The organism is Mycolicibacterium sp. XJ662 (genome assembly GCF_053484035.1).
On record NZ_JBEFTL010000001.1, the window covers coordinates 967,757 to 991,515 of the forward strand.

The window sequence follows — 23,759 nt, forward strand, 5'->3', positions numbered from 1 at the left end:
GGTCAATCGGAATGCAAGGCCGGGTGTGCCGACGGGGCGAGGACACCGCGGCGCACCAGTTCGGCCAGCATGATCCGGACCATCAGGTCGGACCGGTCGATGTTGGCCGCGCGCGCCGCGTCGGTGTCGCCGCGGCGGATCGCGTCGACCTCGCGCTCGTAGAACGGCAGCATCTCGTCGTGGTTGTCGACATACGCACTCCAGAACGCCTCAGGCACCAGCGCCTGCGACGCCTGGATCAGCGCGAGCAACCGCGGGCCCGCGTACCGCTCCTTGATCAGCCGCCGGAAGTCCCAGCCGGTCTCGTTGAAGCCACGCGAACTGCGGGTGTTGTGCATGACGCCGACCAGCCTGGCGAGCTCGTCGATGAGCTCCGGATTGCGGTCGGTGGCCGCGCGCGCGGCGGCGACGCCGTTGAGCAGGCCGTAGATTTCGTGGTGCTCGCGCACGACGGTCTCGTCGAACACCTCGACGAACGCACCGCGGTGGTAGTGGGTGAAAAGGATGCCGTCGTGCTCGAGCTGTACCACGGCCTCCTGGATGGGCACGCGGGACACCCCGAGTTCCTTGGCGATCTCGTTGCGGTCCACCCGATCACCTGAGCGGAGCTTGCCGGTCAGTATCAGGTTGACAACATGCGAGACCACGAGGTCTTTTTCTTTGACCCCATACTTCTTTGGCATCGCGGCCAACAGTGTCTCACGCCGGTGCGGTGCGCCGGAGCGGATCGACGCGAGGGGGTGACTAGCTCGTGTGGCGGTCGCGCCAGCGACACAGCGCTTCGGCCTCGGTGAGGTCGTAGTCGGGACCGTTGGCGCCGACGGTCAGCAGCGTGACCCCGAGTTCGGCCAGCGCGTCGGCCTCCGCGAGCAGCTCGTCGGTCGTCTTGCCCGACACTCCGGCCGACCGCTCGATCGCCGCGGGATCTCGGCTGACGTCCGAGCAGTGCTGCGCCAGCACCTCGGCCTTGCGGGGGTAGCCGGCGCTGCCGCTGAAGGTGTGCCAGATGTCGGCGTGCCTGGCCACCAGCCGCAGCGTCTTCTTCTCACCTTCGCCACCGATCAGGACGGGCAGCGGCCGGGTGGGCGGCGGGTTGAGCTTGGCCAGCCGCGAGGTGATGCGGGGCAGCCCCGTGGCCAGGTCGTCGAGGCGGCTGCCCGCGGTGCCGAACTCGTAGCCGTACTCGTCGTAGTCCTTCTGTTTCCAGCCCGAACCGATGCCCAGGATCAGCCGGCCGTCGCTGATGTGGTCGACGGTGCGGGCCATGTCGGCCAGCAGCTCGGGGTTGCGGTAGGAGTTGCACGACACCAGCGCCCCGATCTCGATGCGCGACGTCTGCTCGGCCCAGGCGCCCAGCATCGTCCAGCATTCGTAGTGCGCGCCGTCGGGATCGCCGTACAGCGGGAAGAAGTGGTCCCAGTTGAAGGCGACGTCGACGCCCATGTCCTCACAGCGACGGACGGCGTCGCGGATATGGCCGTATTCCGGGGAATGTTGCGGCTGTAGTTGCACACCGATGCGAATGGGAAAGCTCACTGTTTCAAGTTAGATGAGAGCACTCTCATCTCGCACTCATCGGCGTTTCTGCCGCGAACACCACGCTTGGTGATATGACTTCGCCCGCGCTGGATCTGCTTCTCGGCCCGCACGCACCCGACGTGCTGACCGCTGCCCTCGCCGAGTACGGCGGCGAACTCGAACACCTGCAGCCCGGTCACGTCAACGTGCGGCCCAGCGGCGCGGCCACCGTCATGTACTGGGCGGCGGTGCGTCGCGCCGACGGCACCCGCACGACGGAGATCCTGGCCGCAACGACCGGCAGCCGCATCCCGGCGGGCGCGGCCGTCGTGGCCGGTGAACATCTGGGCGAGCCGGTCGAGGTCGGCATCTGGCGCTGGCCCCAAGATCCGGCCCTTCCTGCGCTGGCCGCGGCCAGCGACGTGGGGGTGCTGCGGCACCTCGGGCTCAGCGCGACGGACGTGAGCGACGTCCGGGTACGCGCGTACCGGCCCGCGCAGCGCGCGGTGCTGGAGGTGCACGACGGCCGTCGCACATGGTTCCTCAAGGTGCTGCGCCCGGCTGCCGTCGCGCAGGTGCGCGCCCGCCACGACCTGGCCAGCCCGCACCTACCGGTCCCTCCGGTGGCGGCGTTCACCGCGGACGGGCTGATCGCGCTGCCCGAGGCGCCGGGGACGCCGCTGCGCAACGTGCTCGCCGACGGCGGCGATGTGCCGGCGCCCGACGCGCTCGAGGCGCTGTTGGACGCGCTGCCCGCCGATCTGACGGCGATGCCGCGGCGACGGTCGCACCTGCGGTTGGTCGACGAGAACGCCGCCGCGCTGCGCTGGGCGGCGGCCGGTGAGCCGGACGTGCTGGCCGAGTTGGCTGAGCTCGTCGCAGCGCTGCACACCGTCGAGCAGGAGGCGGGCGCGGTGGTGCCGGTGCACGGAGACTTCTACGAGGGTCAGCTGCTGACCCAGGGCGCTCGGATCACCGGGTTGGTCGATCTGGACACCGCCGGCCCCGGAGAACGCATCGACGAGTGGGCGATGCTGATCGCGCACCTGTCGGGGCTGGACCTGGAGGACCGGTGGCATCCGACGGCAGGACGGTACGCCAACGAGGTGTTGGCCCACGCCGATCGGCGGGTTTCGCCTCGGCAGCTGCGCCAGCGCACCGCCGCGGCGCTGCTCGGCCTGGCCACCGGGCCGTTCCGCATCCAGCATCCGCAGTGGCGCGAGCACACCGTCGCGCGCCTGGAGCTGGCGAAGAAATGGCTGGCGAGCGCCGGATGAGAAAGCGCTCATCTTGCTCTCCTTCTGCCCTCACCGCAGAGCGAGACATTGGACATGTCGGGGAAACGACAACGCAGGAAAAGGAGCACACAATGAAACGCACGGCTACTTGGAAGGTACTGACCATGGGCGCTGCGCTCACCGGGCTCGGGGTCGCGGGCGCAGGTGCGGCACACGCCGACGCCGGACCGGCCACGTTGGCTGCGCACCCCGCGGGCGTGAACGTTCAACTGTCAGCCGATGTTCCGCAGATCGAGGGTCCGGTGCAGCTGAACATCCCGCAGGAGTTCTACGGTCTTTACGACAGCGTCGACAGCGGAAGCTACTGGGACAGCTGATGTTACGGGCAGGACAGCGGCGGCGCTGCTAGCGTCGCCGCTGTTCGTTGAGCACCTCGCGCAGGATCTCGATCAGCTTGCCCGGCTGGTCGCTCTGTACCGAGTGGCCGGAGTCTTCGACGATGCGCACATCGCGGAAGCCCGGTGCGGTACGGGCGAATTCGGCGGCATCGTCGTCGTTGACAAAGAACGACTTGGCGCCGCGCACCAGCGTGGTGGGCACCTCGAGCCGGGGCACGTCGTCCCACAGGCCGTCGAACCCCTCGCCCTTGCGCATCTCGTCGTAGCGCCACGTCCAGGTGCCGTCGTCGAGGCGTTTGGCGTTGTGGAAAACGCCGCGGCGCAATGACTCCCGGTCCCGGTGGGGTGCGGCGGCGACGGTCAGTTCGAGCATCGCGTCGAAGCTTTCGAAGGTGCGTGGGCCCTGCACCAGCGCGACGGTGCCCTTCTGATCGTCGCTCAACTCGGTGTGGCGCTGCGGCGCCGACGGGGTGACGTCGACGAGCACCAGCCGGCGCACCAAAGCGGGGGCTGCAACCGCCAACCGCAGCGCCGTCAACCCGCCCAGCGACATCCCGACGACGAGGTCGGCGTCAGACGCCAGTTCGTGCAGCACCGGTTCGATGGTGACCGCGTTGAGCTTGGGTCCATAGTCACCGTCTTCGCGCCACGCCGAGCGACCGTGGCCCGGCAGGTCGAGCGCCAGCGCTGGCTCGCCGAGGCCGACGACCACGGTGTCCCAGGTGTGCGCGTTCTGGCCGCCGCCGTGCAGAAACACGATCCGCGGCGGTCCCTCGCCGAACTTCAGCGCGCTGATCGGCCCGGAGTCGATGCGGGTGACCGGCGGCACGGTGTGGACGCCGGCCTGGCGCGCGTTCTCTTTGAGGAACATGAACTCGTCGAGTGAGGCCAGTTCGTCGTCCGCGGAGATATCGGTCACGGCTTCATTTAATCGCGTCGTCGAGATCGACGTAATGGCGGACCGCACTCGTACAAATCCGCCAAATCGTCGGTTTCGGTATCGACGAAAGAGGGTCAGCCCTCGATGAAGGTTTCCAGCTGCGCGCGCGCCACGTCGTCGGGCAACTGCTGCGGCGGGCTCTTCATCAGGTATGCCGACGCCGCCACCACCGGGCCGCCGATCCCGCGGTCCTTGGCGATCTTGGCCGCGCGCACCGCGTCGATGATCACGCCCGCCGAGTTCGGCGAGTCCCACACCTCGAGCTTGTACTCCAGGTTCAGCGGCACGTCACCGAACGCGCGACCTTCCAGCCGCACGTAGGCCCACTTGCGGTCATCGAGCCAGCCGACGTGATCGGACGGGCCGATGTGCACGTCCTTGGTCTTGAACTCCCGCTGCAGGTTGCTCGTGACGGCCTGGGTCTTGGAGATCTTCTTGGACTCCAGCCGCTCGCGCTCGAGCATGTTGAGGAAGTCCATATTGCCGCCGACGTTGAGCTGCATGGTGCGGTCCAGTTGCACACCGCGGTCCTCGAACAGCTTGGCCATCACGCGGTGGGTGATCGTCGCACCGATCTGGCTCTTGATGTCGTCGCCGACGATCGGCACCCCGGCATCCTCGAACTTCTTGGCCCACACCGGATCGGAGGCGATGAACACCGGCAGCGCGTTGACGAACGCCACCCCGGCGTCGATCGCGCACTGGGCGTAGAACTTGTCGGCGTCATCGGAGCCGACCGGCAGGTAGGACACCAGCACGTCGACCTTGTTCTCCTTGAGCACCGACACCACGTCGACGGGATCGACGTCGGACACCTCGATCGTGTCGGCGTAGTACCTGCCGATGCCGTCGAGAGTCGGGCCGCGCTGCACGGTGACGTTCATCGGCGGCACGTCGGCGATCTTGATGGTGTTGTTCTCCGACGCGAAGATCGCCTCGGACAGGTCGAACCCGACCTTCTTGGCGTCGACGTCGAACGCCGCGACGAACTTCACATCGCGCACGTGGTACGGGCCGAGCCGCACATGCATGAGACCGGGCACGGTGGCCGACTCATCGGCGTCCTGGTAGTACTGCACGCCCTGCACCAGCGAGGCCGCACAGTTACCCACACCGACAATCGCGACCCGCACCTCTGCGTTGTCTGTCGCCGGCGCGCCGGCTCCGATGTGCTCACTCATGACACGAACTCTTCCCTTCGTACTAACTCGGTAATTGCCTTACGGCTGCACAGGATTGTCTGAGCGACCCTGGCTTAAATGTTCGGCCGCGATCAGCTCATTGAGCCACTTGACTTCGCGCTCGCTGGATTCCAACCCGAGCTGATGAAGCTGTCGGGTGTAGCGGTCGATCGAACTGCTTGCCCGCGCAACGGCTTCACGCAGGCCCTCACGGCGTTCTTCCACCTGACGACGGCGTCCCTCGAGGATCCGCATCCTGGCCTCGGCCGGGGTCCGGTTGAAGAACGCGAGATGCACGCCGAACCCGTCGTCGGAGTAGTTCTGTGGGCCGGTATCGGCCACCAGTTCGGCGAAGCGATTCTTACCGGCATCGGTCAGCCGGTAGACGCGCCGCGCGCGACGCATCTTCGGGGTGCCGTCCGGTGCCGGATCCTCCACGATCAGCCCGTCGGTCTGCATCCGGCGCAGCGCCGGGTACAGCGAGCCGTAGGAGAACGCGCGAAACGCCCCGAGCAGCCCCGTCAACCTCTTACGAAGTTCGTAGCCGTGCATCGGAGCCTCTTGCAGGAGTCCCAGGATGGCCAGCTCAAGCACCGAGGACACCTCCTTTGCTGATCCGATACGGCGGTCCGACACCTCGCCTCAGTGTATCGCGCCGATATATTCGTCGCGAATGCCGGGTGACGCGCGGGCAAACGGCAAATGTCGGAAAAGCGCGTCTATCAGGACGGATAGCTCATCCGCTTGACGCTGCCGTCGGGCGCCATATCGATACGACCGCTGCCGTAATCGCTGGAGACGGAGACGGAGATCGTCAACGCACCCGGTGTCGTCGGGTCGCGGCTCGGATCGACGGACAGGTAGGTGCTGGTGACGTCGGCGGGCTTGATGCCCAGCGTTTCCGGGGCCCCGCGCAGCACACCGACGACCGCCTTGACGTCGAAGCGGCCCAGATCCACCACGGTGGCGTCGCTGCGTCTGGAGCTCGACGACGGATCGTCCCAGCCGCCGCGGTAGGCGTAGTTGAGCTCGCGGCGGTCCTCGGCGGGGTCGGGCCGGCTCAGCACGGCGTAGTCCGGGTAGACGGTCAGCGAGTAGCCGGTGGTGTCGCCGAAGCGTTGTTTCATCTGCTCGAGCAGGCCGGTGAGGCCGCCGAGCGAATGCAGCTGACGCGGCGGGGTGAGCACGACGGGTGTGATGCCGTCGGGCTGGGCACCCGGGTCTGCGCTCAGCGGTGACGACGAGTTGCCGTAGAGCCCCCAGCCGATCGCGATGCCGACGACCACCAGCACACCGGCCACCGCGGCGCGGATCCCCCAGTTCACCGGCTGCCCCACCTGCCGGTTGACCACCTTGGTGATCATCGGGGTCTGCGCCGCCTTGGGGTTCTGCAGATCGGCCACCAGCTGCTGCAGCTGTCCCAGCGTCGCGGCCGAGGTGGCGGCTTTGACCCGTTCGCCGTGCTCGGTCATCGACAGCTGACCGTCGGCCAGGGCGGTGTCCAGGATCTGACAGGTCTCGGTGCGGTCGCTGTCTTTTGCCCGCATCCCCGACGTGCGCCACCCTGAGCTGCCCGAAGCCACGTCGAAGATCGTAAAAGATGGTTTTCCCTGGCGCGGCGGGAAGCACGTCGCGCCTCGGTGTCTGTCACAGCGACGTACTCTGGTCCTCGTGCGATTGCAGCGACAGGTGGTGGACTACGCGCTCCGGCGTCGGTCCCTGCTGGCGGAGGTCTACTCGGGGCGCACCGGCGTCTCCGAGGTCTGTGACGCCAACCCCTACCTGCTGCGCGCCGCCAAGTTCCATGGGAAGCCCAGCTCGGTGATGTGCCCGATCTGCCGTAAAGAGCAACTCACGCTGGTTTCGTGGGTATTCGGTGACCACCTGGGCGCGGTGTCAGGTTCGGCGCGAAGCGCCGAGGAGTTGGTCCTGCTGGCGTCCCGGTACGACGAGTTCTCGGTACACGTGGTGGAGGTATGCCGCACCTGCAGTTGGAATCACCTGGTCAAGTCGTATGTGCTTGGCGATGTCCCGCCGACAGGCCCCACGCGGGGACGGCGGGCTTCGCGGGGCACCCAGACGGCGCGCGATCGCGCGCGCACGGCCAGTGAATAGCGAAGGGCGACCCGACCGATCAGTCAACGATGTCCGTAAGGGACGCGAGGCTGACGGTGTGAGCGAGCCCGAGCCCAGAAAGGCCGACGGCGGCGGGCGACATCGCCCGCCGGAGAACGCGCCGTCGGCCAACCGCACTCGACCGGTGCCGCCCGACGATCGGAACACGTCGGTGTTGCCGCCGGTGCGCGATCAGCCGCCACCGCATCTGCGCGATCCCATCGACGCCGTCAAGGCAGCGCTGGACGGCACCCCGGCACCTAAACAGCCGCCGCCTCCACCACCGCCCCGGCGCCCACCCGGTGGTGGTGAACCGCCGGCAGGCCCACCGCCGCCACGGCGGCCCAGCCAGCGCAAGCCGGTCAACTGGTCATGGGTGCGCCGCGGCCTGTTGGCGGCCGCCATCGTGTTCCTGGTGTTGCCGATGGTGACGTTCGCGATGGCCTACCTGATCGTCGACGTGCCCAAGCCCGGTGACATCCGGACCAACCAGGTCTCGACGATCCTGGCCAGCGACGGCAGTGAGTTGGCGAAAATCGTGCCGCCGGAAGGCAATCGGGTCGACGTGGACATCGACCAGATCCCGGTGCATGTGCGCGACGCGGTGATGGCCGCCGAGGACCGCAACTTCTACTCCAACCCGGGGTTCTCGTTCACCGGCTTCGCCAGGGCGGTCAAGAACAACATCTCCGGGGAGAACCTGCAGGGTGGGTCCACCATCACCCAGCAGTACGTCAAGAACGCGCTGGTGGGTTCGGAACGCGCCGGCGTCGGCGGCCTGCTGCGCAAGGCCAAAGAACTGGTCATCTCGACGAAGATGTCCGGTGAATGGTCCAAAGACCAAGTGCTGCAGTCGTACCTGAACATCATCTATTTCGGTCGCGGCTCCTACGGCGTCGCCGCGGCGGCTAAGGCGTACTTCAACAAGCCGGTCGAAGCGTTGACGGTCGCCGAGGGCGCGCTGCTGGCCGCGCTGATCCAGCGGCCGTCTGGCCTGGATCCGGCCGTCGACCTCGAGGGTGCCACCGCCCGGTGGAATTGGGTGCTCGACGGCATGGTCGAGATCGGTGCGTTGACGCCTGGTGAGCGCGCCGCCCAGGTGTTTCCGGAGACGGTGCCGCCGGAGTTGGCGCGTACGCAGAACCTGACGACCGGCCCGAAGGGGCTGATCGAACGGCAGGTGAAACAGGAACTGCTCGACCTGTTCGACATCAACGAGAAGACGCTCAACACCGAGGGTCTGCAGATCACCACGACCATCGACCCCAAGGCGCAGGCGGCCGCGGAGGAGGCGGCCGCGGAGTATCTCGATGGTCAAGATCCCGAGATGCGGACCGCGGTCGTGTCGATCGATCCGCGCACCGGCGGGGTAGAGGCGTACTACGGCGGTGACGACGCCAACGGGTTCGACTTCGCGCAGGCCGGGTTGCCGACGGGGTCGGCGTTCAAGGTGTTCGCTTTGGTGGCGGCGCTGCAGCAGGGCATGGGGTTGGGCACCCAGGTCGACAGTTCGCCGTTGGAAGTCAACGGGATCAAGATCACCAATGTCGAGGGTGGCGGTTGCGGCACCTGCAATATCGCCGAGGCGCTGAAGCGCTCGCTGAACACCAGCTACTACCGCTTGATGCTGAAGTTGGAGAACGGCCCCGAAGACGTCGCTGAGGCCGCGCACCAGGCCGGTATCGCCGAGAGCTTCCCCGGTGTCGAGCACACCCTGTCCGAGGACGGTCAGGGTGGTCCGCCCAACAACGGAATCGTGTTGGGCCAGTACCAGACTCGGGTGATCGACATGGCGTCGGCCTACGCCACGCTCGCAGCCTCCGGCGTCTACCACAAACCGCACTTCGTGCAGAAGGTGGTCAACGCGCAGGGCGAGGTGTTGTTCGACGCGTCGCAGCAGGACACCGAGGGTGAGCGGCGCATCGAGGAGAAGGTCGCCGACAACGTCACGTCGGCGATGCAGCCGATTGCGGCGTACTCCAACGGCCACGCGTTGGCGGGCGGACGTCCGTCGGCGGCCAAGACGGGCACCAACCAGCTCGGCGACACCGGCGCCAACCGGGACGCCTGGATGGTGGGGTACACGCCGTCGTTGTCGACGGCGGTGTGGGTGGGCACCACCGGCGGCGACAAACCGCTGGAGAACCAATGGGGCTCACCGGTTTACGGCTCCGGTCTGCCGTCGGACATCTGGAAGGCCACGATGGACGGTGCGCTCCAGGGCACCGAGATCGAGACGTTCCCCAAACCCGAAGAGATCGGCGGTTATGCCGGTGTGCCGCAGGCTCCGGTCGCGCCACGGACCCCCGCTCCCGATGAAGACCAGCCGCCACCGTCGGACGCCCCGTCGTCGCAGCAGACCGTGATTCAGCCGACTCTTGAACTGGCACCGGGCATTACGATTCCGTGGGGTCCGCCCACCACTGTGCCGGTCGGTCCGCCCGCGCCCGCCGGCCAGCCCGCTCCGGGTCCGCCTGTGCCCGCCGGCCAGCCCGCACCTGTCGGGCCCGCGCCGCCGCCGGGAGCCCCTGGGCCCCCGCCCGGCCCGCCTCCGCCTCCGTGACCGAGCCGGACCTGAAATCACCGGCTCCGCTGGTAGATGACCGGCGGAGCCTGGACCAACGCGACTTTCCCAGCCGCACCGACACCGTCGGCGCTGCGCTGTCAGATGTGATCGGTGGGCCCGTCGGCAAGCACGCGCTGATCGGCAGGCAACGGTTCCTGACCCCGCTGCGGGTGATGCTGATCCTCGGACTGGTGTTCCTCGCGCTGGGCTATGCGACCAAGGCCGCGTGTCTGCAGACCACCGGCACCGGCACCGCCGATCAGCGGGTCGGCAACTGGGACAACCAGCGCGCGTACTACCAGCTGTGCTATTCCGACACCGTCCCGCTCTACACCGCGGAACTGTTGAACCTGGGGAAGTTCCCGTACAAGTCGAGCTGGGTGGAAAAGGACGCCTCCGGTGAGCCGCACATCCAGTACGACGGCAACCTCGCGGTGCGCTACATGGAGTATCCGGTGCTCACCGGGCTCTACCAGTACGTGTCGATGTCGCTGGCCAAGACCTACACCGCGCTGACCAAGCTGGCGTCGGTGCCGATCATCGCCGAGGTGGTGATGTTCTTCAACATCGCCGCGTTCGGGTTGGCGCTGGCGTGGCTGATCACGGTGTGGGCGGCATCGCAGTTGGCCGGTCCGCGCCGGGTCTGGGACGCCGCGCTGGTGGCGGCGTCGCCGTTGCTGATCTTCCAAGTCTTTACGAATTTCGACGCGCTGGCAACGGCTTTCGCGACGGGGGCGCTGCTGGCGTGGGCGCGACGAAAACCCGTGCTGGCCGGAGCGCTGATCGGTCTGGGGGTGGCGGCCAAGCTGTATCCGGTGCTGCTGCTCGGGGCGTTGGCGGTGTTGGCTGTGCGCACCGGCAAGGTGCGTGAGGTCGTCCGCGCCGCGGTGGCGGCGGTGGCGGCCTGGCTGTTGGTGAACCTGCCGATCATGGTGCTGTTTCCGCGGGGGTGGTCGGAGTTCTTCCGGCTCAACACCCGCCGCGGCGACGATATGGACTCGCTGTACAACGTGGTGAAGTCGTTCACCGGCTGGCGCGGTTTCGATCCCGATCTCGGCTTCTGGGAACCGCCGACGGTGACCAACATCGTTTCCGCGATCCTGTTTCTATCGTGTTGTGTTGCAATCGCTTACATCACGCTGACCGCGCGGCACCGGCCGCGGGTGATGCAGGTGGCGTTCCTGGTGGTGGCGGCGTTCCTGCTGACGAACAAGGTGTGGAGCCCGCAGTTCTCGTTGTGGCTGGTGCCGCTGGCGGTGCTGGCGTTGCCGCATCGACGGGTGCTGTTGGCCTGGATGACGATCGACGCGCTGGTGTGGGTGCCGCGGATGCTGTACCTCTACGGCGAGCAGAACGGTGGTCTGCCCGAGCAGTGGTTCACCACGACGGTGTTGCTGCGCGATATCGCGGTGATCGCGTTGTGCGCGCTGGTGATCCGCCAGATCTACCGGCCGGAACTGGATCTGGTCCGCGCCCGCGGCGAGGTCGACGACCCGGCCGGCGGGGTGTTCGACGGGGCACCGGACGCGCCGCCGTCGTGGCTGCCGGACTGGCTGCGCCCGGACCGTGATCGGTCGCGGGTCAGCACCGCCGTGTCGGCGTCGTAAACGCCAACCGGTCGCACGAAAGTGCAGTTTCATACGCGACGCGCCGTCATCGGCGTATGAAACCGCACAGTCGACGTCGAAGCCCCCTCGATTTCGCAGATCAGCGCGGTTTCCTGTAGCCTAGGCCGGTTGCCGACGCAGGCGACCCTCCTGTCACGGAACGTCCGTGGCCGATCAGACCGTAGGAGGTGATGAGGTCTTCATGCGTCCATACGAAATCATGGTCATCCTCGACCCCACCCTCGACGAGCGCACCGTAGCTCCGTCGCTGGAAGCGTTCCTCAACGTGGTCCGCAAGGACGGCGGCTCCGTCGACAACGTCGACATCTGGGGCCGACGCCGGCTCGCATACGAGATCGCCAAGCACGCCGAGGGCATCTACGCCGTCATCGATGTGAAGGCTGCGCCCGCGACAGTGTCCGAGCTGGATCGCCAGCTCAACCTGAATGAGTCCGTGCTGCGGACCAAGGTGATGCGGACCGATAAGCACTAGTCCGAAGAAGAGGCTGTACACGTCGGAGCGCTTCCGTAGGCTCGCGCCCAGTAAGCCGCCCATATAGGAGGATCTCGTGGCTGGTGACACCATCATCACCGTCGTTGGAAATCTGACCGCCGACCCGGAACTGCGGTTCACCCCATCGGGTGCAGCTGTCGCCAACTTCACGGTCGCGTCGACGCCGCGTATCTATGACCGCCAAAGCGGTGAGTGGAGAGACGGCGAAGCACTGTTCTTGCGATGCAACATCTGGCGTGAGGCCGCCGAGAACGTGGCCGAGAGCCTGACCCGCGGCGCGCGGGTGATCGTGCAGGGCCGCCTCAAGCAGCGGTCGTTCGAGACACGCGAAGGCGAGAAGCGCACCGTGGTGGAGCTCGAGGTCGACGAGATCGGCCCATCGCTGCGGTATGCGACTGCCAAGGTGAACAAGGCCAGCCGCAGCGGCGGGGGCGGCGGCGGCTTCGGTGGTGGTGGCGGCGGCGGAGCCTCTCGCCAGCCCGAACAGCCCAAGGACGACCCGTGGGGCAGCGCGCCCGCGACCGGCTCCTTTGCCGGCAACGACGACGAGCCGCCCTTCTAACCAAACTGATCAGCAATATCGAGAAGAGATAGAGATACATGGCCAAGAGCAACAAACGCCGCCCGGCTCCCGAGAAGCCGGTCAAGACTCGCAAGTGCGTGTTCTGCTCCAAGAAGGGGCAGGACATCGATTACAAGGACACCGCGCTGCTGCGCACCTACATCAGTGAGCGCGGCAAGATCCGCGCGCGCCGCGTGACCGGCAACTGCGTGCAGCACCAGCGTGACATCGCCGTCGCGGTCAAGAATGCCCGCGAGGTGGCGCTGCTGCCGTTCAGCTCGTCGGCGCGATAAGCCGCGATAAGAGGACTAGAGAATGAAACTGATTCTTACCGCTGACGTCGACCACCTCGGTACGACGGGCGACATCGTGGAGGTCAAGGACGGCTACGGCCGTAACTTCCTGCTGCCGCGCAAGCTGGCCATCGTGGCCACCCGGGGCGCGGAGAAACAGGCCGAGGCGATCCGGCGGGCCCGCGAAGCCAAGAGCGTCAAGAGCCTCGAGCATGCGGGCGAGCTGAAGACTGCCATCGAGGGGCTGGGCGCGGTGGAACTGTCGGTCAAGGCGGCTCCGGACACCGGCAAGCTGTTCGGCTCGGTGACGGCTGCAGACGTCGTCGCGGCCATCAAGAGCGCCGGTGGGCCGAACCTCGACAAGCGCACCGTCCAGCTGCCCAAGGCACACATCAAGACGACGGGCACCCATCCGATCGAGGTGCGTCTGCACCCCGAGGTGGATGCTTCGGTGTCGCTGACCGTCGTCGCCGCGAACTAGCGCCAGCCTCAATACGACCGGGTGAGGGCTTGATCGGCCTTCACCCGGTCGTTGCTGTATGCGCTGGCGAACTTTGCGGGCCCAGCGCGTTACAGCGAAGATAACCGGCTGTTAACCTGCGCGCCGTCGGGACGATACTCAACACGCCCGAGACGGCAACCCGGCACGACACGCCGAACGAATTGTCATCCACAGATCCACACCCCATCTGTGGTGCGCTTAACTGCACAAATGTATTCAACGGGGTCGTTAGTCCACAGGTTCTCCCCAGGCCGTCAACATGGGGGGAGCGGTCTATCCACACGCCATGCACAACCTTATGAACAGGCCCCCATTGACTGGGCTCCAGCAACGTCTAGCGTGAGCCGTCGCGGGCGATTTGTCGGTGGGCTCATTTACCGTCACGGCAGCGCGTGTCGAACGTGCGTTCGGGCTTTGAACTAGGGGAGGTGCAGGGCTAGGTGGCTGTCGTTGACGACTTGGGCCATTCGGGCATGGATGCTCCGCCGCCCAGTGAGGACTTCGGTCGTCAACCGCCGCAGGACGCCGCGGCCGAGCAGGCCGTGCTCGGCGGCATGCTGCTGAGCAAGGACGCCATCGCCGACGTGCTGGAGCGGCTGCGCCCCGGCGACTTCTACCGGCCCGCCCACCAAAACGTCTACGACGCGATCCTGGACCTGTACGGCCGCGGTGAGCCGGCCGACGCGGTGACGGTGGCCGCGGAACTCGATCGGCGGGGGTTGTTGCGTCGCATCGGCGGGGCGCCGTATTTGCACACGCTGATCTCGACGGTGCCGACGGCGGCCAATGCGGGTTACTACGCGGGCATCGTGGCGGAGAAGGCACTGCTGCGCCGGCTTGTGGAGGCCGGAACGCGCGTCGTGCAGTACGGCTATGCCGGCGCGGAGGGCGCCGACGTCACCGAGATCGTGGACCGCGCGCAGGCCGAGATCTATGACGTCACCGAGGGCCGCGGCGGGTCCGAGGATTTCGTGCCGCTGGAGGATCTGCTTCAGCCGACGATGGACGAGATCGACGCGATCGCTTCGCAGGGCGGGCTGGCCCGCGGTGTGCCGACGGGCTTCATCGAACTCGACGACGTCACCAACGGTTTGCATCCGGGCCAGATGATCATCATCGCGGCCAGGCCTGGTGTGGGTAAGGCGCTGGCACTGGATACGCCGCTGCCCACGCCGACGGGCTGGACCACCATGGGCGACGTCGCCGTCGGGGATTGGCTGCTGGGCGCCGACGGTGAGCCGACACAGGTGGCGGCGGCGACCGAGGTCATGCTGGGCCGACCGTGCTACGAGGTCGAATTCGCCGACGGGACGGTGATTGTCGCGGACGGGATGCACCAGTGGCCGACCAGTCGGGGTGTGCAGGTCACCACGGCGCTGCGACCGGGCGCCGACGTCATCAGCGCGACGCGGGTGCCGGCGCTCGCGACGGCGGGTGGCCGGCGCCAGTCGGCGTGGGGCATCGATGCGGTCCGGCGCGCTGCGAGTGTGCCCGTACGCTGCGTCGAGGTCACCAGCGCCGATCACCTGTATCTGGCGGGCCGGGAGATGGTGCCGACGCACAACTCGACGCTGGGGTTGGACTTCTTGCGGTCGTGCTCGATCAAGCACCAGATGTCCAGCGTCATCTTCAGCTTGGAGATGAGCCGCTCCGAGATCGTCATGCGGTTGCTGTCGGCGGAGGCGAAGATCAAGCTGGCCGACATGCGCTCGGGTCGGATGAGCGACGACGACTGGACCCGGCTGGCGCGGCGGATGAGCGAGATCAGCGAAGCGCCGTTGTATATCGACGATTCGCCAAACCTGACCATGATGGAGATCCGGGCCAAGGCACGGCGCCTGTCGCAAAAGGCCGGGCTGAAGCTCATCGTTGTCGACTACATGCAGCTGATGACGTCGGGCAAGAAGTACGAGTCGCGTCAACAGGAGGTGTCGGACTTCTCCCGAAGCCTCAAGCTGATGGCCAAGGAACTCGATGTGCCGGTGGTGGCGATCAGCCAGCTGAACCGCGGTCCCGAACAGCGCACCGACAAGAAGCCGATGATCTCGGATCTTCGTGAGTCGGGCTGTCTGACGGCCAATACGCGGATCCTGCGGGCGGACACCGGGGCCGAGGTGACGTTCGGTGAACTGATGCGCACCGGCGAGCGGCCGCTGGTGTGGTCGATGGATGAGCGCAAGCGTATGGTCGCGCGGCCGATGACCAACGTGTTCTACAGCGGGCACAAGGAAGTGTTCAAGGTGCGGTTGGCGTCGGGCCGTGAGGTGGAGGCGACAGCGAACCATCCGTTCATGACGTTGGACGGCTGGACTCCGCTGGGCGAGTTGCAGGTTGGCGACCGCGTGGCGGTGCCGCGTCGGGTGCCCGAACCGGTGCACACGCAACGGATGGATGAGTCGGAGATCATCCTACTGGCGCACATGATCGGAGACGGTTCGTGCGTAAAGAATCAGCCGATCCGCTACGCCAGTATCGATGAGTGGAACTTGCACGCGGTCGCATCCGCGGCAGAGCATTTCGGGGTTATCGCGGTGCGTGACGACTATCCAGCGGCGCGGGTAACGACGCTGCGGCTGCCGGCGCCGTACCGATTGGCGCGGGGCAAGCGCAATCCGATCGCGGCGTGGCTGGACAAACTCGGATTGTTCGGTAAGCGCAGCAACGAAAAGTTCGTTCCGGCAGAGATTTTCGCGGCACCGAATGATCAGGTCGCATTGTTCCTGCATCACCTGTGGGCGACGGACGGCAGTGTGCGTTGGGATGGCAGGGCGCGGCAAGGAAGGATCTACTACGCGTCGACGAGCCGCCGGTTGGTCGACGACGTTCAGCAACTTCTCCTACGTCTAGGTGTTCAGAGTCGGATCGCCAAGACTCGTAAGGCGGGTTACCGCGACTGCTGGTTCCTCTACATCGAATGGCATGACAACCAAAGGGCTTTCTTGGCCAAGGTTGGCGTGCACGGAGAACGGGGTGTCAAGGCTAAGCAAGTACTCGATGAACTCACCGCGCGCGCACACCGTGCGGGGAGGGATACCGTGCCAGTCGAGGTATGGGATCGGGTAAAGCGCTCTTTGGCTGATAGACAACTGTCGCCGAGGGAGTTTGTTGAAGCATCCGGATCTGCGATCTCCTCCACAACGTTGTTGAAGGAACCTCCGAGCCGGGACCGTCTTCATCGAGCGGCCGCGGTGCTTGAGGATCGGGAGTTGCATGACCTCGCGACCAACGACGTATTCTGGGACAGGATCGTAGAGATCACCAGCATCGGATACCATGATGTGTACGACGGAACGGTGCCTGGGACGAGTTGCTTTGTAGCGCAGGGTATTTCAGTTCACAACTCGCTCGAACAAGATGCGGATATGGTCATACTTTTGCACCGGCCGGACGCGTTTGAGCGGGACGATCCACGCGGCGGCGAAGCGGACCTGATCATCGGCAAGCACCGCAACGGTCCAACGAAGACGATTACCGTTGCGCACCAACTGCATCTGTCCCGCTTCACCAACATGGCTAAGGCGTAGCACGACCTGTGACTTCTCATACTTCGTGACCAAATCCCAACTGAAATGGCCACCAAATGACCAATTGGTCACAAAACGTGAGACAGATTCAGGGTGTCCAGTGCATGTCCGTAGTCTTGGTCCGCCCCGGGCTCAGGGCCAGCCCAGTGACGCCACTAGGGCGGAGTGATCGGTTTCTCCAGCGAGCCTTGGAGCGTGGTCGAACTCGCACGTGAAGGCCTGCCGCGTGAGGTCGGGCGCGGCGAAGATGTAGTCCAAACGAAAGCCATTGTTGCCGGGGCAGCTGTACCACGAGTACTCACGCTGTCCAGGATGTTGCGATCTCCACAGGTCGGTGTACCCAGAGTCTATTAGTCGCCCAGGCATTTCCGGCCCGATGAACTTCGATCCCCTCAAGCCCTTATCGAGATCGTTGTTGCCAGTATTGAAGTCACCAATCAACAAGTCGATTCCGCTGAGGCGAGCCCGAGCGATCAGCGCTTCCCAGTAGGGGAGCTTGGCGGTCTTCTGAGGCATGTAGACACCGCACACCAGCAGCCCGTTGACGTCTGCGCACAACAGATGTCGCGTGTCGAGCCCGTCGCTGAGAAAGGGCCACCGTTGCGTGATGGCGTGTCGGGATGCGATGAGGACGGTGTTCTGACGGGGTCCGGTGTTTGGGTGGGTGATGGCGTAGCCCGCGGCCGCCAGACGGGTCTTCAGCCGTGTACCGCCATCGTTGGTGCGGAATTCGGTGATCACAAGGTGGTCGGCGTCGTACCCGAGAAGTCGAGTCGCGAGGGCTTCCGCGGATCGGGTTCCGCCCTGGCGAATGTTCAGAGTTGCTATCCGGGTGTCGATTACGTTCCTCCTATCGTCTGGTCCAGTTCTCCAGCAAGCATGATGGTCAGCGTGATGCCCAGGGGTTAGTTAGTCGCAGCTCGGGCACACTCCGGTCACTGATCGCTGCATGCCGCATGCGCAAAAGGCTCCTTCGCGTCGTACATCTTTAGAACGCGGGCCCGGGGGACGGCTTTGGTTCACCGGATGTTCGACGCACCATGTTCCTTGCGGGAGCCGCTTTCTCGGCGGTCAGGGGCGGATCCCGCGATGAGGACAACTTCTTCTTCTGAGTAGAAGCCGTTTGTTGCCCCGTAGTAGATGTGGAGCGGGAGCCCTCCATCCCGTCTTGTTGCGACGACATGCGGCCTGCTCGTCTGATCGACAAAGCGGAAGGCGTCGATGCCAACGGCGTTGGTGAATGCGCGAATGAACTCATGATTCGCGGCGGGGACGCCGGCGGCGGACAACGCTGCGGTGAGCGAGATCGAGAGCGAATCGATGTTGTTCAAGATAGTCCTCTTTCGGGTGTTGGGTCTTGGCTGACATGGTGGCTCGCTGATAGGCGGCGGTCTGCGCACGTGTGAAGCATTGACCACGATCGGGGTTACTCGGTTAGTCGGGCAACGCATTGTGCACGCGGAGCCAGCCGTCGCGTACATGTTTGGCGGCGTCGAGCAACGAGGCCGATACGTGTGCTCCTGCCTGGTCCTCGACAACCTCGACAGCGGTGTCAGTGCTTTCCACCGAGGCAATTACGGCATGGAGATTCTCGATTGCGTTCTGCAGTGATTGGAAGGCTTCCTCTGCTTCGATGTGCGCGACTGCCCGGTCAACTTCGGCAAGCATTTGGTCGGTGGCTGCGTCGCCATTGGTGTGGCGCAAGGCCTCCAAGGATTGGCGGATTCCGGCATCGCCGTGGTTGCGCACGATCCATTCCGCCGTTACCTCTTCGGGAGGAGGAAGCTCGGCGATGAGGTTGAGGAATTCGTCGGCATCGGGTGTCTGTCCTTCTCCTCCGATCCGGGTAAGCATCCCGGTCTGCTCATCCACGAAGAATTCGGCGACATGTTCTTGGCCACCGTCGTCAGTCGTTCTCGTCACAGTGCCGTGCATGAAGAACTTCGAGGGTTCGTCCTCGGTGATGATTTCGGCGTCATGCGTGAGTGTCACGTCCCCGGCTCGAAGTACGGGAAGCGGCGACGCGGGCACGGCCAACTGCGCGGCCAGTGCGGCCACTGCCGTCCTTATGTAAGGGAAGACAACCGGGGCGCCTATCTGTTCGGTGAATTCGTGCACGATTCCCGTGTGCCCTGCCGACACGGGTACTGGCAGGTCGAAAAGTGCTTCTCCGTCAACTACGAAAGTTCCATAGGCGTTGCTTGTTTCCACGCGGGATCGCACCCCGAGTTGGGTGCCGTCCAAGCGAGTAGCGAAGCTCAGTGTGGCGTCGTCGTCGGCCGATTCCGGCGCGTGGAGTTCGTCCGGTGGCAGGTCGATCCCATATGGGTCAAGTGTCCGAGTTCGGATTGCGGACAGTTCGTGAATAACGATGTCGCCGAGGACCGCGAGGGCGATGAGCTGTTCCGCCGTTTCGATTTCGTCAGGCATTCGTGGCCCTTACTCGACCGCGCTTTGGCAAGCGCGCGACGTAGCGCTGCTCGGTCACTGCCGACTGCGAGGCAGGGGCAGGGCGGCGACCTGACTCACGAGGGAGTGCGGGAAGGCCTGAGATGACCGGTGAGGCGGCGAGATGCGTTTCGTAGCCGAGTGCGCGCAAATAGCGGGCGACTGCCGCGATCTTCATGTTGCCGTCGCCGTTGATGACCTGTGAGACGCGTCCCTGAGTGACGCCGAGCTTGTCGGCGAGAGCCTTCTGGTCCATCTCGGAAGCGTCGAGCGCTTGCTGCAAGAGGCGCATCACTTGGCCGGCCAGGTCGGCCGCGGCGAGCCCTTGGGCGCCATCGTCAGTGGCGCGTTCCTCATCAATCAAGGTCTGGTCGGGTCGGTCGGTCATGCGCGAGGTCCTCCTCCCTTGTGTCGCGGGACTCGAGAAGATCCCGCGTGAGTGTCTTCTGGCTGACTTTTGTGAAGGCGTGTCCGAGCCGGATCTGTTGGTCGAAGTACGGGATATGCCAGTACTGGCTGTTAGGCGCTTCACTGTCTGCGTGAGAACGGATCGGAAGTTTTGGGATATATGCCCCCTTGCCGTCTGTGTCGAAAAACGTCAGACGCTTATCGCCATGACGAAACTCCCAAACGCCGTCCTCCAGCGCATTGACCGCACCTCGGTAGACCGGCTCACCCGTGTTCGCCCAGTGGCGGATCGCATGAAGAAACCAGTGGTACTCGCTGATCTGCTCATCCGACGGTACGGAATCATCTAGGGCGCCCCAAGCGCCCTTCTTCAGCGCGTCCAAGAACGCGCCGGCGGGTGTAGCCCCGTCCTCGCGGACTGCGCAGCCGACTTCATGGTGCTGTCCCCTCACGATCATCCGCCTCTGCATCATCTTGCGGGCGACTTTAGTAAAGACTAAAGTCAAAGGCAAGGGTCAGGGCGCTGAGGCGGTTACACAAGCCGGTCCTATAGCGTCGCGCGATGTCGCTCAATGGGGACACCGCCTTTGTCGGGCCAGCGAAACACGTCGCGCAATCGGCGCCCATTGGCCACTGCCGGTGTCGGGTGTCTCTGTCCCATACTGGCGTGCGAACGACCTGAGCGAAGTGGCACGACAGTGGACCTACCGGTCAAGGACGCAAGGCAGTCACGTCAGCTATGAGCCGCGACTTGAGTTGGTGCGCTCGCTGTTTGCCGATATCGACATCGGTGTTTGGCAGATGGTTGCCAACCGTTCCTCCTTCGGCGAGAACCTGCAGAGGAGAAACGCGTTGTCTCACAAGGTATTCAGTATCGTAGTGTGTGGACGTGTGTCCAGTGGTGCTTACCGGTCGGTGACCTCACACCGTCATCTCGGCCGGTGTGGACCGGGCCGGCAGGTCGTAACCGGCCAACCCGAAGATCACCTTGAGGATCAGCTCGGAGATACCGTCCCACGGCATGGCAACCACAGAATCCGGGGAGGGGAACGGTAGTACCACCGCCGTTGCGGTGCCCGCCCTGGTGGGGATGTGCAGCATCTCCCCCGGGTCCCCATAGATGCCTGAATCTTGTGTCCCGTCGAACATATCGTTGATCCAGCCGGCTGTCAGAACCTCGGCCGCCGCGGTGTTCTGTGGCTGCGAGAAGCCCGTGATCACGTACTCGGCGATCTGGAGCAGCGGATTACCACCCCGCGCGGCGTCGATGTGCCGGCCCCCAACGAGCATGACGCCGTTGAACTCACCTGGACGAGCTTTCTCCAGCGCGTCGCCGGTGACGCCGTGCAGACTCCACACGTACCGCTCCGAGGACACGTCGTACACCGGGCGGTAGTTGTCGCCGCTGAGTTTGTCGAGGGCACGGGGCATGGTGTCGGCAACATCGACCCCGTCGAGCAGCACCACACCCTTGAGGTTGTCGATGGCGCCGTTGTTCACGGTGGCGGCAGCGGCACCACTGACGAATGCCCCGCCGAGCGAGTGCCCGACCATGACAAACGAGTCAGGTAACGTCACCTGGTGTCTGGCTGCGGCGCTAGCACTTTCGGTCAGTTCCGCGCGGTCCCCGACGAACAAGTCGGCCACCGACTGCTGTAATTGTGCCCCGCCCAGCCAATTTCCGTGCGCGTCGAACGGATTCGACGACAGGGTCGGGGCAACCACGATGCTGTTGGTGCGCTCCGCCAGATGCGCCGCCGTGTAGCTGTACATCGGCCCGGTCGCCATGAAGCCGTGCTGCAGATAGATCAGGCGTGTCGAGTCGTCCACCTCATCCGGGAAGTACCAGTCCGCCCGGACCGTCTGACCGGAGTTTGGCAGCGTCAGCGTGGAGGTGCGCACGCTGACGCTGCTGCCCGGCGGCACGATCGCAGGCCCTGAGATCAGGTGCATCGCCGCACCGATGATGTTGAACAACAGCGATCCGATGACGTTGACCACATTGCCGCCCAGCGGCTGGCTGAACTGGCTGGCGATCGCGGCGGCCGACACCAACGGATAGGCGAGGGGGGTGCCCTCGGACCTCTCGACGAGGTGGGTCAACAGCGCTCGGCCTCGCGCGGTGATCTCATCGACAACCGTGCGGATGGCGTCCACCGGCGTCGGCTTGAACTCATCGGTTGAACTGGTCACGCCGGCGTTGCCTGCTTCGGGCGCGGTGAGCCTGTCCAGCACTCCCAGCCTGTCCAGTGCATCGGCGGTCGAAACGGTGAGCCCGACTTCGGGCGCCACCGATTCACCGGTCGCCTCGGGGGATTCCGCGATCGATTCATCGGCTAGCGCCGAGTCCCGCTGCACGGCCAGCGGTGGTGTACGGTCGATGAGCCGGGCTCGGGCACGATCCGGCTGATCACTGTCAACCACCGTATTGGTCGGTTGCTGAGTGCCTTCCACCAACTCGACGGCCCGATCTTCCTCGTCGGCCAGGGTGCTTTCGGCTGGGGTACCTGCGGTGGTGGATTCCGCCTCGGCGGTCGCTGCCTCGCGGATGTCGGTGGCCTCCGAGCGCGCGTCATCTCGCGCCGCACGGTGGGGTTTGCCCGGGCGATCGAACGGGCTCCTCGCCCTTTCGGCATCTGCGCCGGCTTCTGAGGCAGACAGATCCGCCTGAGTCGAATCAGCCTGCTCGGCCTGCGGCCTATTGGTCCAGATGGGCGCGGCTGCATCCCGAGCCCGCTGGCCGATCCTGGTGCCTCGTTCCGATTCTGCAGGCCCGTCTGCCTGGTTGCTGCCGGGGGCACGAGGCCGCCGCTTGTCTGGCTCGGTGAACCCACGCTGAGAGCCGGTTGCCTCCGAGGTGTGCCTCGGCGCCGAGGTCGTTTGCGAGGAGTCGCTACCACCCGAATCATGATCGGGCGAGGCCTTCGCAGGTGTCGTGGCACCGGCCCAGAGGCCGAAACACAGCATGATGGCTACGAGTGCCAACCGTATCGCCCAAACGGCCAAAGCCTCACCTGGACCGCGTTCCCCGCCGCCTTGCCACCGCATTCTCAGCGCTCCATTCACCCCCGATGTTGGACCCGGGGGCACGTTAGCCCGTCCGCCGAGGCCCCCGCAGGAAAATGTACAAATTCGATTCTGTGTAACTTATTCAAGGTCACCTCAGGTGACGGCTGACCAGCACTAAGTCCGCGGATCATGCCGGCTCGGGCATACTCGACAGGCAACGCCGCAGCCAATGCAGGAGCGATGACCTTTGCCCACGCCAGCCCGCCGCCCGCGGGGACGCCCGGTGGGGGGTGGCGCCGCCCCAGAGCAGATCCGGCACGCATTCCTCGACGCCGCCGAGCAACTGTTCACTGAGCGCGGTTACGGCGCAGTATCGATGGAGGCCATCGCGCGCCAGGCAGGGTTCTCCCGGACCGCGATATACCGGCACTTCCCCACCCGCCGCGAGTTGCTGACAGCCCTAGTGCAGCGAACTACGCAGCGGCACATCATGGTATTGACGCAGCGGCTGCCGCCCGATGCTGGCGCGGTGCAGATGATGGTTGAGGCCCTGGTCATCGTCGCATCCGAATTGGTCCGCGATCCCCTCATTCGCACCGTCGATTCGCAATCCCCCGAAGGCACTGTCGCGTCACTGATCGCTGACGACCCCGCCCTGACGCAGTTGGTTAGAGCCGCCATCGACGGCCTGATGAGCGAGGACGCCAACCCTTTTCGGCCGGGTGTGGATCCGCTGGACCTGGCGCAGTTCATCATCGGGATCGCGATGACCCTGCTGCTGAACGTGATGCCGGGTACCGACGACCCGGATGTCGCACGTCGATACCTCGAGACGTTCGTACTGCCCGCGATCCTGGCCGACCCACCTCAGCCGACGCGGGTGTTTCCCTCGTCCGGGTCCAAGGTCCACGACGGTAAGTGGTCTCAGTGAGCGCT

23 protein-coding genes are annotated in these 23,759 nt (G+C 65.4%); 11 read left to right on the forward strand and 12 right to left on the reverse strand.

Annotation, left to right across the window (positions count from 1 at the left end):
* Window positions 1-2: 2 nt before the first annotated feature.
* Together ABQE93_RS04440 and ABQE93_RS04445 are read right to left on the reverse strand one after the other, a co-directional pair.
* Entirely contained in the window at window positions 3-683 is a 681-nt protein-coding gene (locus tag ABQE93_RS04440; RefSeq protein ID WP_448406056.1) for a GntR family transcriptional regulator, read from the reverse strand.
* 61 nt (window positions 684-744) lie between these two features.
* Window positions 745-1,536: an LLM class F420-dependent oxidoreductase gene (locus ABQE93_RS04445; RefSeq protein WP_448406058.1), complete on the reverse strand. Its 792-nt coding sequence runs from the start codon at window positions 1,534-1,536 to the stop codon at window positions 745-747.
* Between the two features lie 74 nt (window positions 1,537-1,610).
* Here ABQE93_RS04445 and ABQE93_RS04450 point away from each other — a divergent pair, with 74 nt between their 5' ends.
* Together ABQE93_RS04450 and ABQE93_RS04455 are read left to right on the forward strand one after the other, a co-directional pair.
* Window positions 1,611-2,795: an aminoglycoside phosphotransferase family protein gene (locus tag ABQE93_RS04450; RefSeq protein ID WP_448406059.1), complete on the forward strand. Its 1,185-nt coding sequence runs from the start codon at window positions 1,611-1,613 to the stop codon at window positions 2,793-2,795.
* A gap of 92 nt (window positions 2,796-2,887) precedes the next feature.
* Window positions 2,888-3,133, forward strand: coding sequence for a hypothetical protein (locus ABQE93_RS04455; RefSeq protein WP_448406060.1), 246 nt, complete (start codon window positions 2,888-2,890; stop codon window positions 3,131-3,133).
* Window positions 3,134-3,161: 28 nt separating this feature from the next.
* On the opposite strand, the gene ABQE93_RS04460 is transcribed toward ABQE93_RS04455, so the two are convergent.
* The 4 genes from ABQE93_RS04460 to ABQE93_RS04475 form a co-directional block, all read right to left on the reverse strand.
* Complete coding sequence (locus ABQE93_RS04460) at window positions 3,162-4,073, reverse strand: Rv0045c family esterase (RefSeq protein WP_448406061.1); 912 nt, start codon at window positions 4,071-4,073, stop codon at window positions 3,162-3,164.
* 95 nt (window positions 4,074-4,168) lie between these two features.
* Window positions 4,169-5,275, reverse strand: a complete 1,107-nt coding sequence (locus tag ABQE93_RS04465; RefSeq protein WP_448406062.1) for an inositol-3-phosphate synthase — start codon at window positions 5,273-5,275, stop codon at window positions 4,169-4,171.
* Window positions 5,276-5,314: 39 nt separating this feature from the next.
* Window positions 5,315-5,869, reverse strand: coding sequence for a PadR family transcriptional regulator (locus ABQE93_RS04470; RefSeq protein ID WP_448406520.1), 555 nt, complete (start codon window positions 5,867-5,869; stop codon window positions 5,315-5,317).
* Between the two features lie 128 nt (window positions 5,870-5,997).
* Window positions 5,998-6,858, reverse strand: a complete 861-nt coding sequence (locus ABQE93_RS04475; RefSeq protein WP_448406063.1) for a DUF1707 SHOCT-like domain-containing protein — start codon at window positions 6,856-6,858, stop codon at window positions 5,998-6,000.
* Window positions 6,859-6,946: 88 nt separating this feature from the next.
* Here ABQE93_RS04475 and ABQE93_RS04480 point away from each other — a divergent pair, with 88 nt between their 5' ends.
* The 8 genes from ABQE93_RS04480 to ABQE93_RS04515 all read left to right on the forward strand — a co-directional run bounded on the left by ABQE93_RS04480 (window position 6,947) and on the right by ABQE93_RS04515 (window position 16,958).
* Window positions 6,947-7,390, forward strand: coding sequence for a DUF5318 domain-containing protein (locus ABQE93_RS04480; protein ID WP_448406065.1), 444 nt, complete (start codon window positions 6,947-6,949; stop codon window positions 7,388-7,390).
* Between the two features lie 145 nt (window positions 7,391-7,535).
* On the forward strand, window positions 7,536-9,953 hold the full coding sequence (locus ABQE93_RS04485) for a transglycosylase domain-containing protein (protein WP_448406521.1): 2,418 nt from the start codon (window positions 7,536-7,538) through the stop codon (window positions 9,951-9,953).
* 11 nt (window positions 9,954-9,964) lie between these two features.
* Entirely contained in the window at window positions 9,965-11,563 is a 1,599-nt protein-coding gene (locus ABQE93_RS04490; RefSeq protein ID WP_448406522.1) for a glycosyltransferase family 87 protein, read from the forward strand.
* A 202-nt stretch (window positions 11,564-11,765) separates the two neighbouring features.
* Window positions 11,766-12,056 carry a 30S ribosomal protein S6 gene (gene rpsF / locus ABQE93_RS04495; protein ID WP_448406067.1) on the forward strand — a complete coding sequence of 97 codons (291 nt, stop codon included), beginning with the start codon at window positions 11,766-11,768 and terminating at the stop codon, window positions 12,054-12,056.
* Between the two features lie 76 nt (window positions 12,057-12,132).
* Window positions 12,133-12,639, forward strand: a complete 507-nt coding sequence (locus tag ABQE93_RS04500) for a single-stranded DNA-binding protein (RefSeq protein WP_448406068.1) — start codon at window positions 12,133-12,135, stop codon at window positions 12,637-12,639.
* Window positions 12,640-12,677: 38 nt separating this feature from the next.
* Window positions 12,678-12,932, forward strand: coding sequence for a 30S ribosomal protein S18 (rpsR, locus tag ABQE93_RS04505; protein ID WP_448391565.1), 255 nt, complete (start codon window positions 12,678-12,680; stop codon window positions 12,930-12,932).
* Window positions 12,933-12,954: 22 nt separating this feature from the next.
* Window positions 12,955-13,413, forward strand: a complete 459-nt coding sequence (rplI, locus tag ABQE93_RS04510) for a 50S ribosomal protein L9 (RefSeq protein ID WP_448406069.1) — start codon at window positions 12,955-12,957, stop codon at window positions 13,411-13,413.
* A 461-nt stretch (window positions 13,414-13,874) separates the two neighbouring features.
* Window positions 13,875-16,958 carry a replicative DNA helicase gene (locus tag ABQE93_RS04515; RefSeq protein WP_448406070.1) on the forward strand — a complete coding sequence of 1,028 codons (3,084 nt, stop codon included), beginning with the start codon at window positions 13,875-13,877 and terminating at the stop codon, window positions 16,956-16,958.
* Between the two features lie 132 nt (window positions 16,959-17,090).
* Here the strand turns inward: ABQE93_RS04515 and ABQE93_RS04520 are convergent, their stop codons facing one another.
* The 6 genes from ABQE93_RS04520 to ABQE93_RS04545 form a co-directional block, all read right to left on the reverse strand.
* On the reverse strand, window positions 17,091-17,798 hold the full coding sequence (locus ABQE93_RS04520) for an endonuclease/exonuclease/phosphatase family protein (protein WP_448406523.1): 708 nt from the start codon (window positions 17,796-17,798) through the stop codon (window positions 17,091-17,093).
* Window positions 17,799-17,977: 179 nt separating this feature from the next.
* Window positions 17,978-18,289 carry a hypothetical protein gene (locus ABQE93_RS04525; protein ID WP_448406071.1) on the reverse strand — a complete coding sequence of 104 codons (312 nt, stop codon included), beginning with the start codon at window positions 18,287-18,289 and terminating at the stop codon, window positions 17,978-17,980.
* A gap of 103 nt (window positions 18,290-18,392) precedes the next feature.
* A complete protein-coding gene (locus ABQE93_RS04530) occupies window positions 18,393-19,388 on the reverse strand; it encodes a hypothetical protein (protein ID WP_448406072.1) in 996 nt (331 codons plus the stop codon).
* Window positions 19,381-19,794 (reverse strand): type II toxin-antitoxin system RelB family anti-toxin, encoded by a 414-nt coding sequence (locus ABQE93_RS04535; protein WP_448406073.1) that lies wholly within the window; start codon window positions 19,792-19,794, stop codon window positions 19,381-19,383. The genes ABQE93_RS04530 and ABQE93_RS04535 overlap by 8 nt, the downstream gene beginning before the upstream one ends.
* Window positions 19,763-20,266, reverse strand: a complete 504-nt coding sequence (locus ABQE93_RS04540; protein WP_448406074.1) for a hypothetical protein — start codon at window positions 20,264-20,266, stop codon at window positions 19,763-19,765. Before ABQE93_RS04540 ends, ABQE93_RS04535 begins: the two co-directional genes overlap by 32 nt.
* A 469-nt stretch (window positions 20,267-20,735) precedes the next feature.
* The gene (locus tag ABQE93_RS04545; protein WP_448406075.1) at window positions 20,736-22,238 is read right to left on the reverse strand and encodes an alpha/beta hydrolase; all 1,503 of its coding nucleotides are present in this window, start codon (window positions 22,236-22,238) and stop codon (window positions 20,736-20,738) included.
* Between the two features lie 868 nt (window positions 22,239-23,106).
* Here ABQE93_RS04545 and ABQE93_RS04550 point away from each other — a divergent pair.
* Window positions 23,107-23,754, forward strand: coding sequence for a TetR/AcrR family transcriptional regulator (locus tag ABQE93_RS04550; protein ID WP_448406076.1), 648 nt, complete (start codon window positions 23,107-23,109; stop codon window positions 23,752-23,754).
* Window positions 23,755-23,759 lie beyond the last annotated feature (5 nt).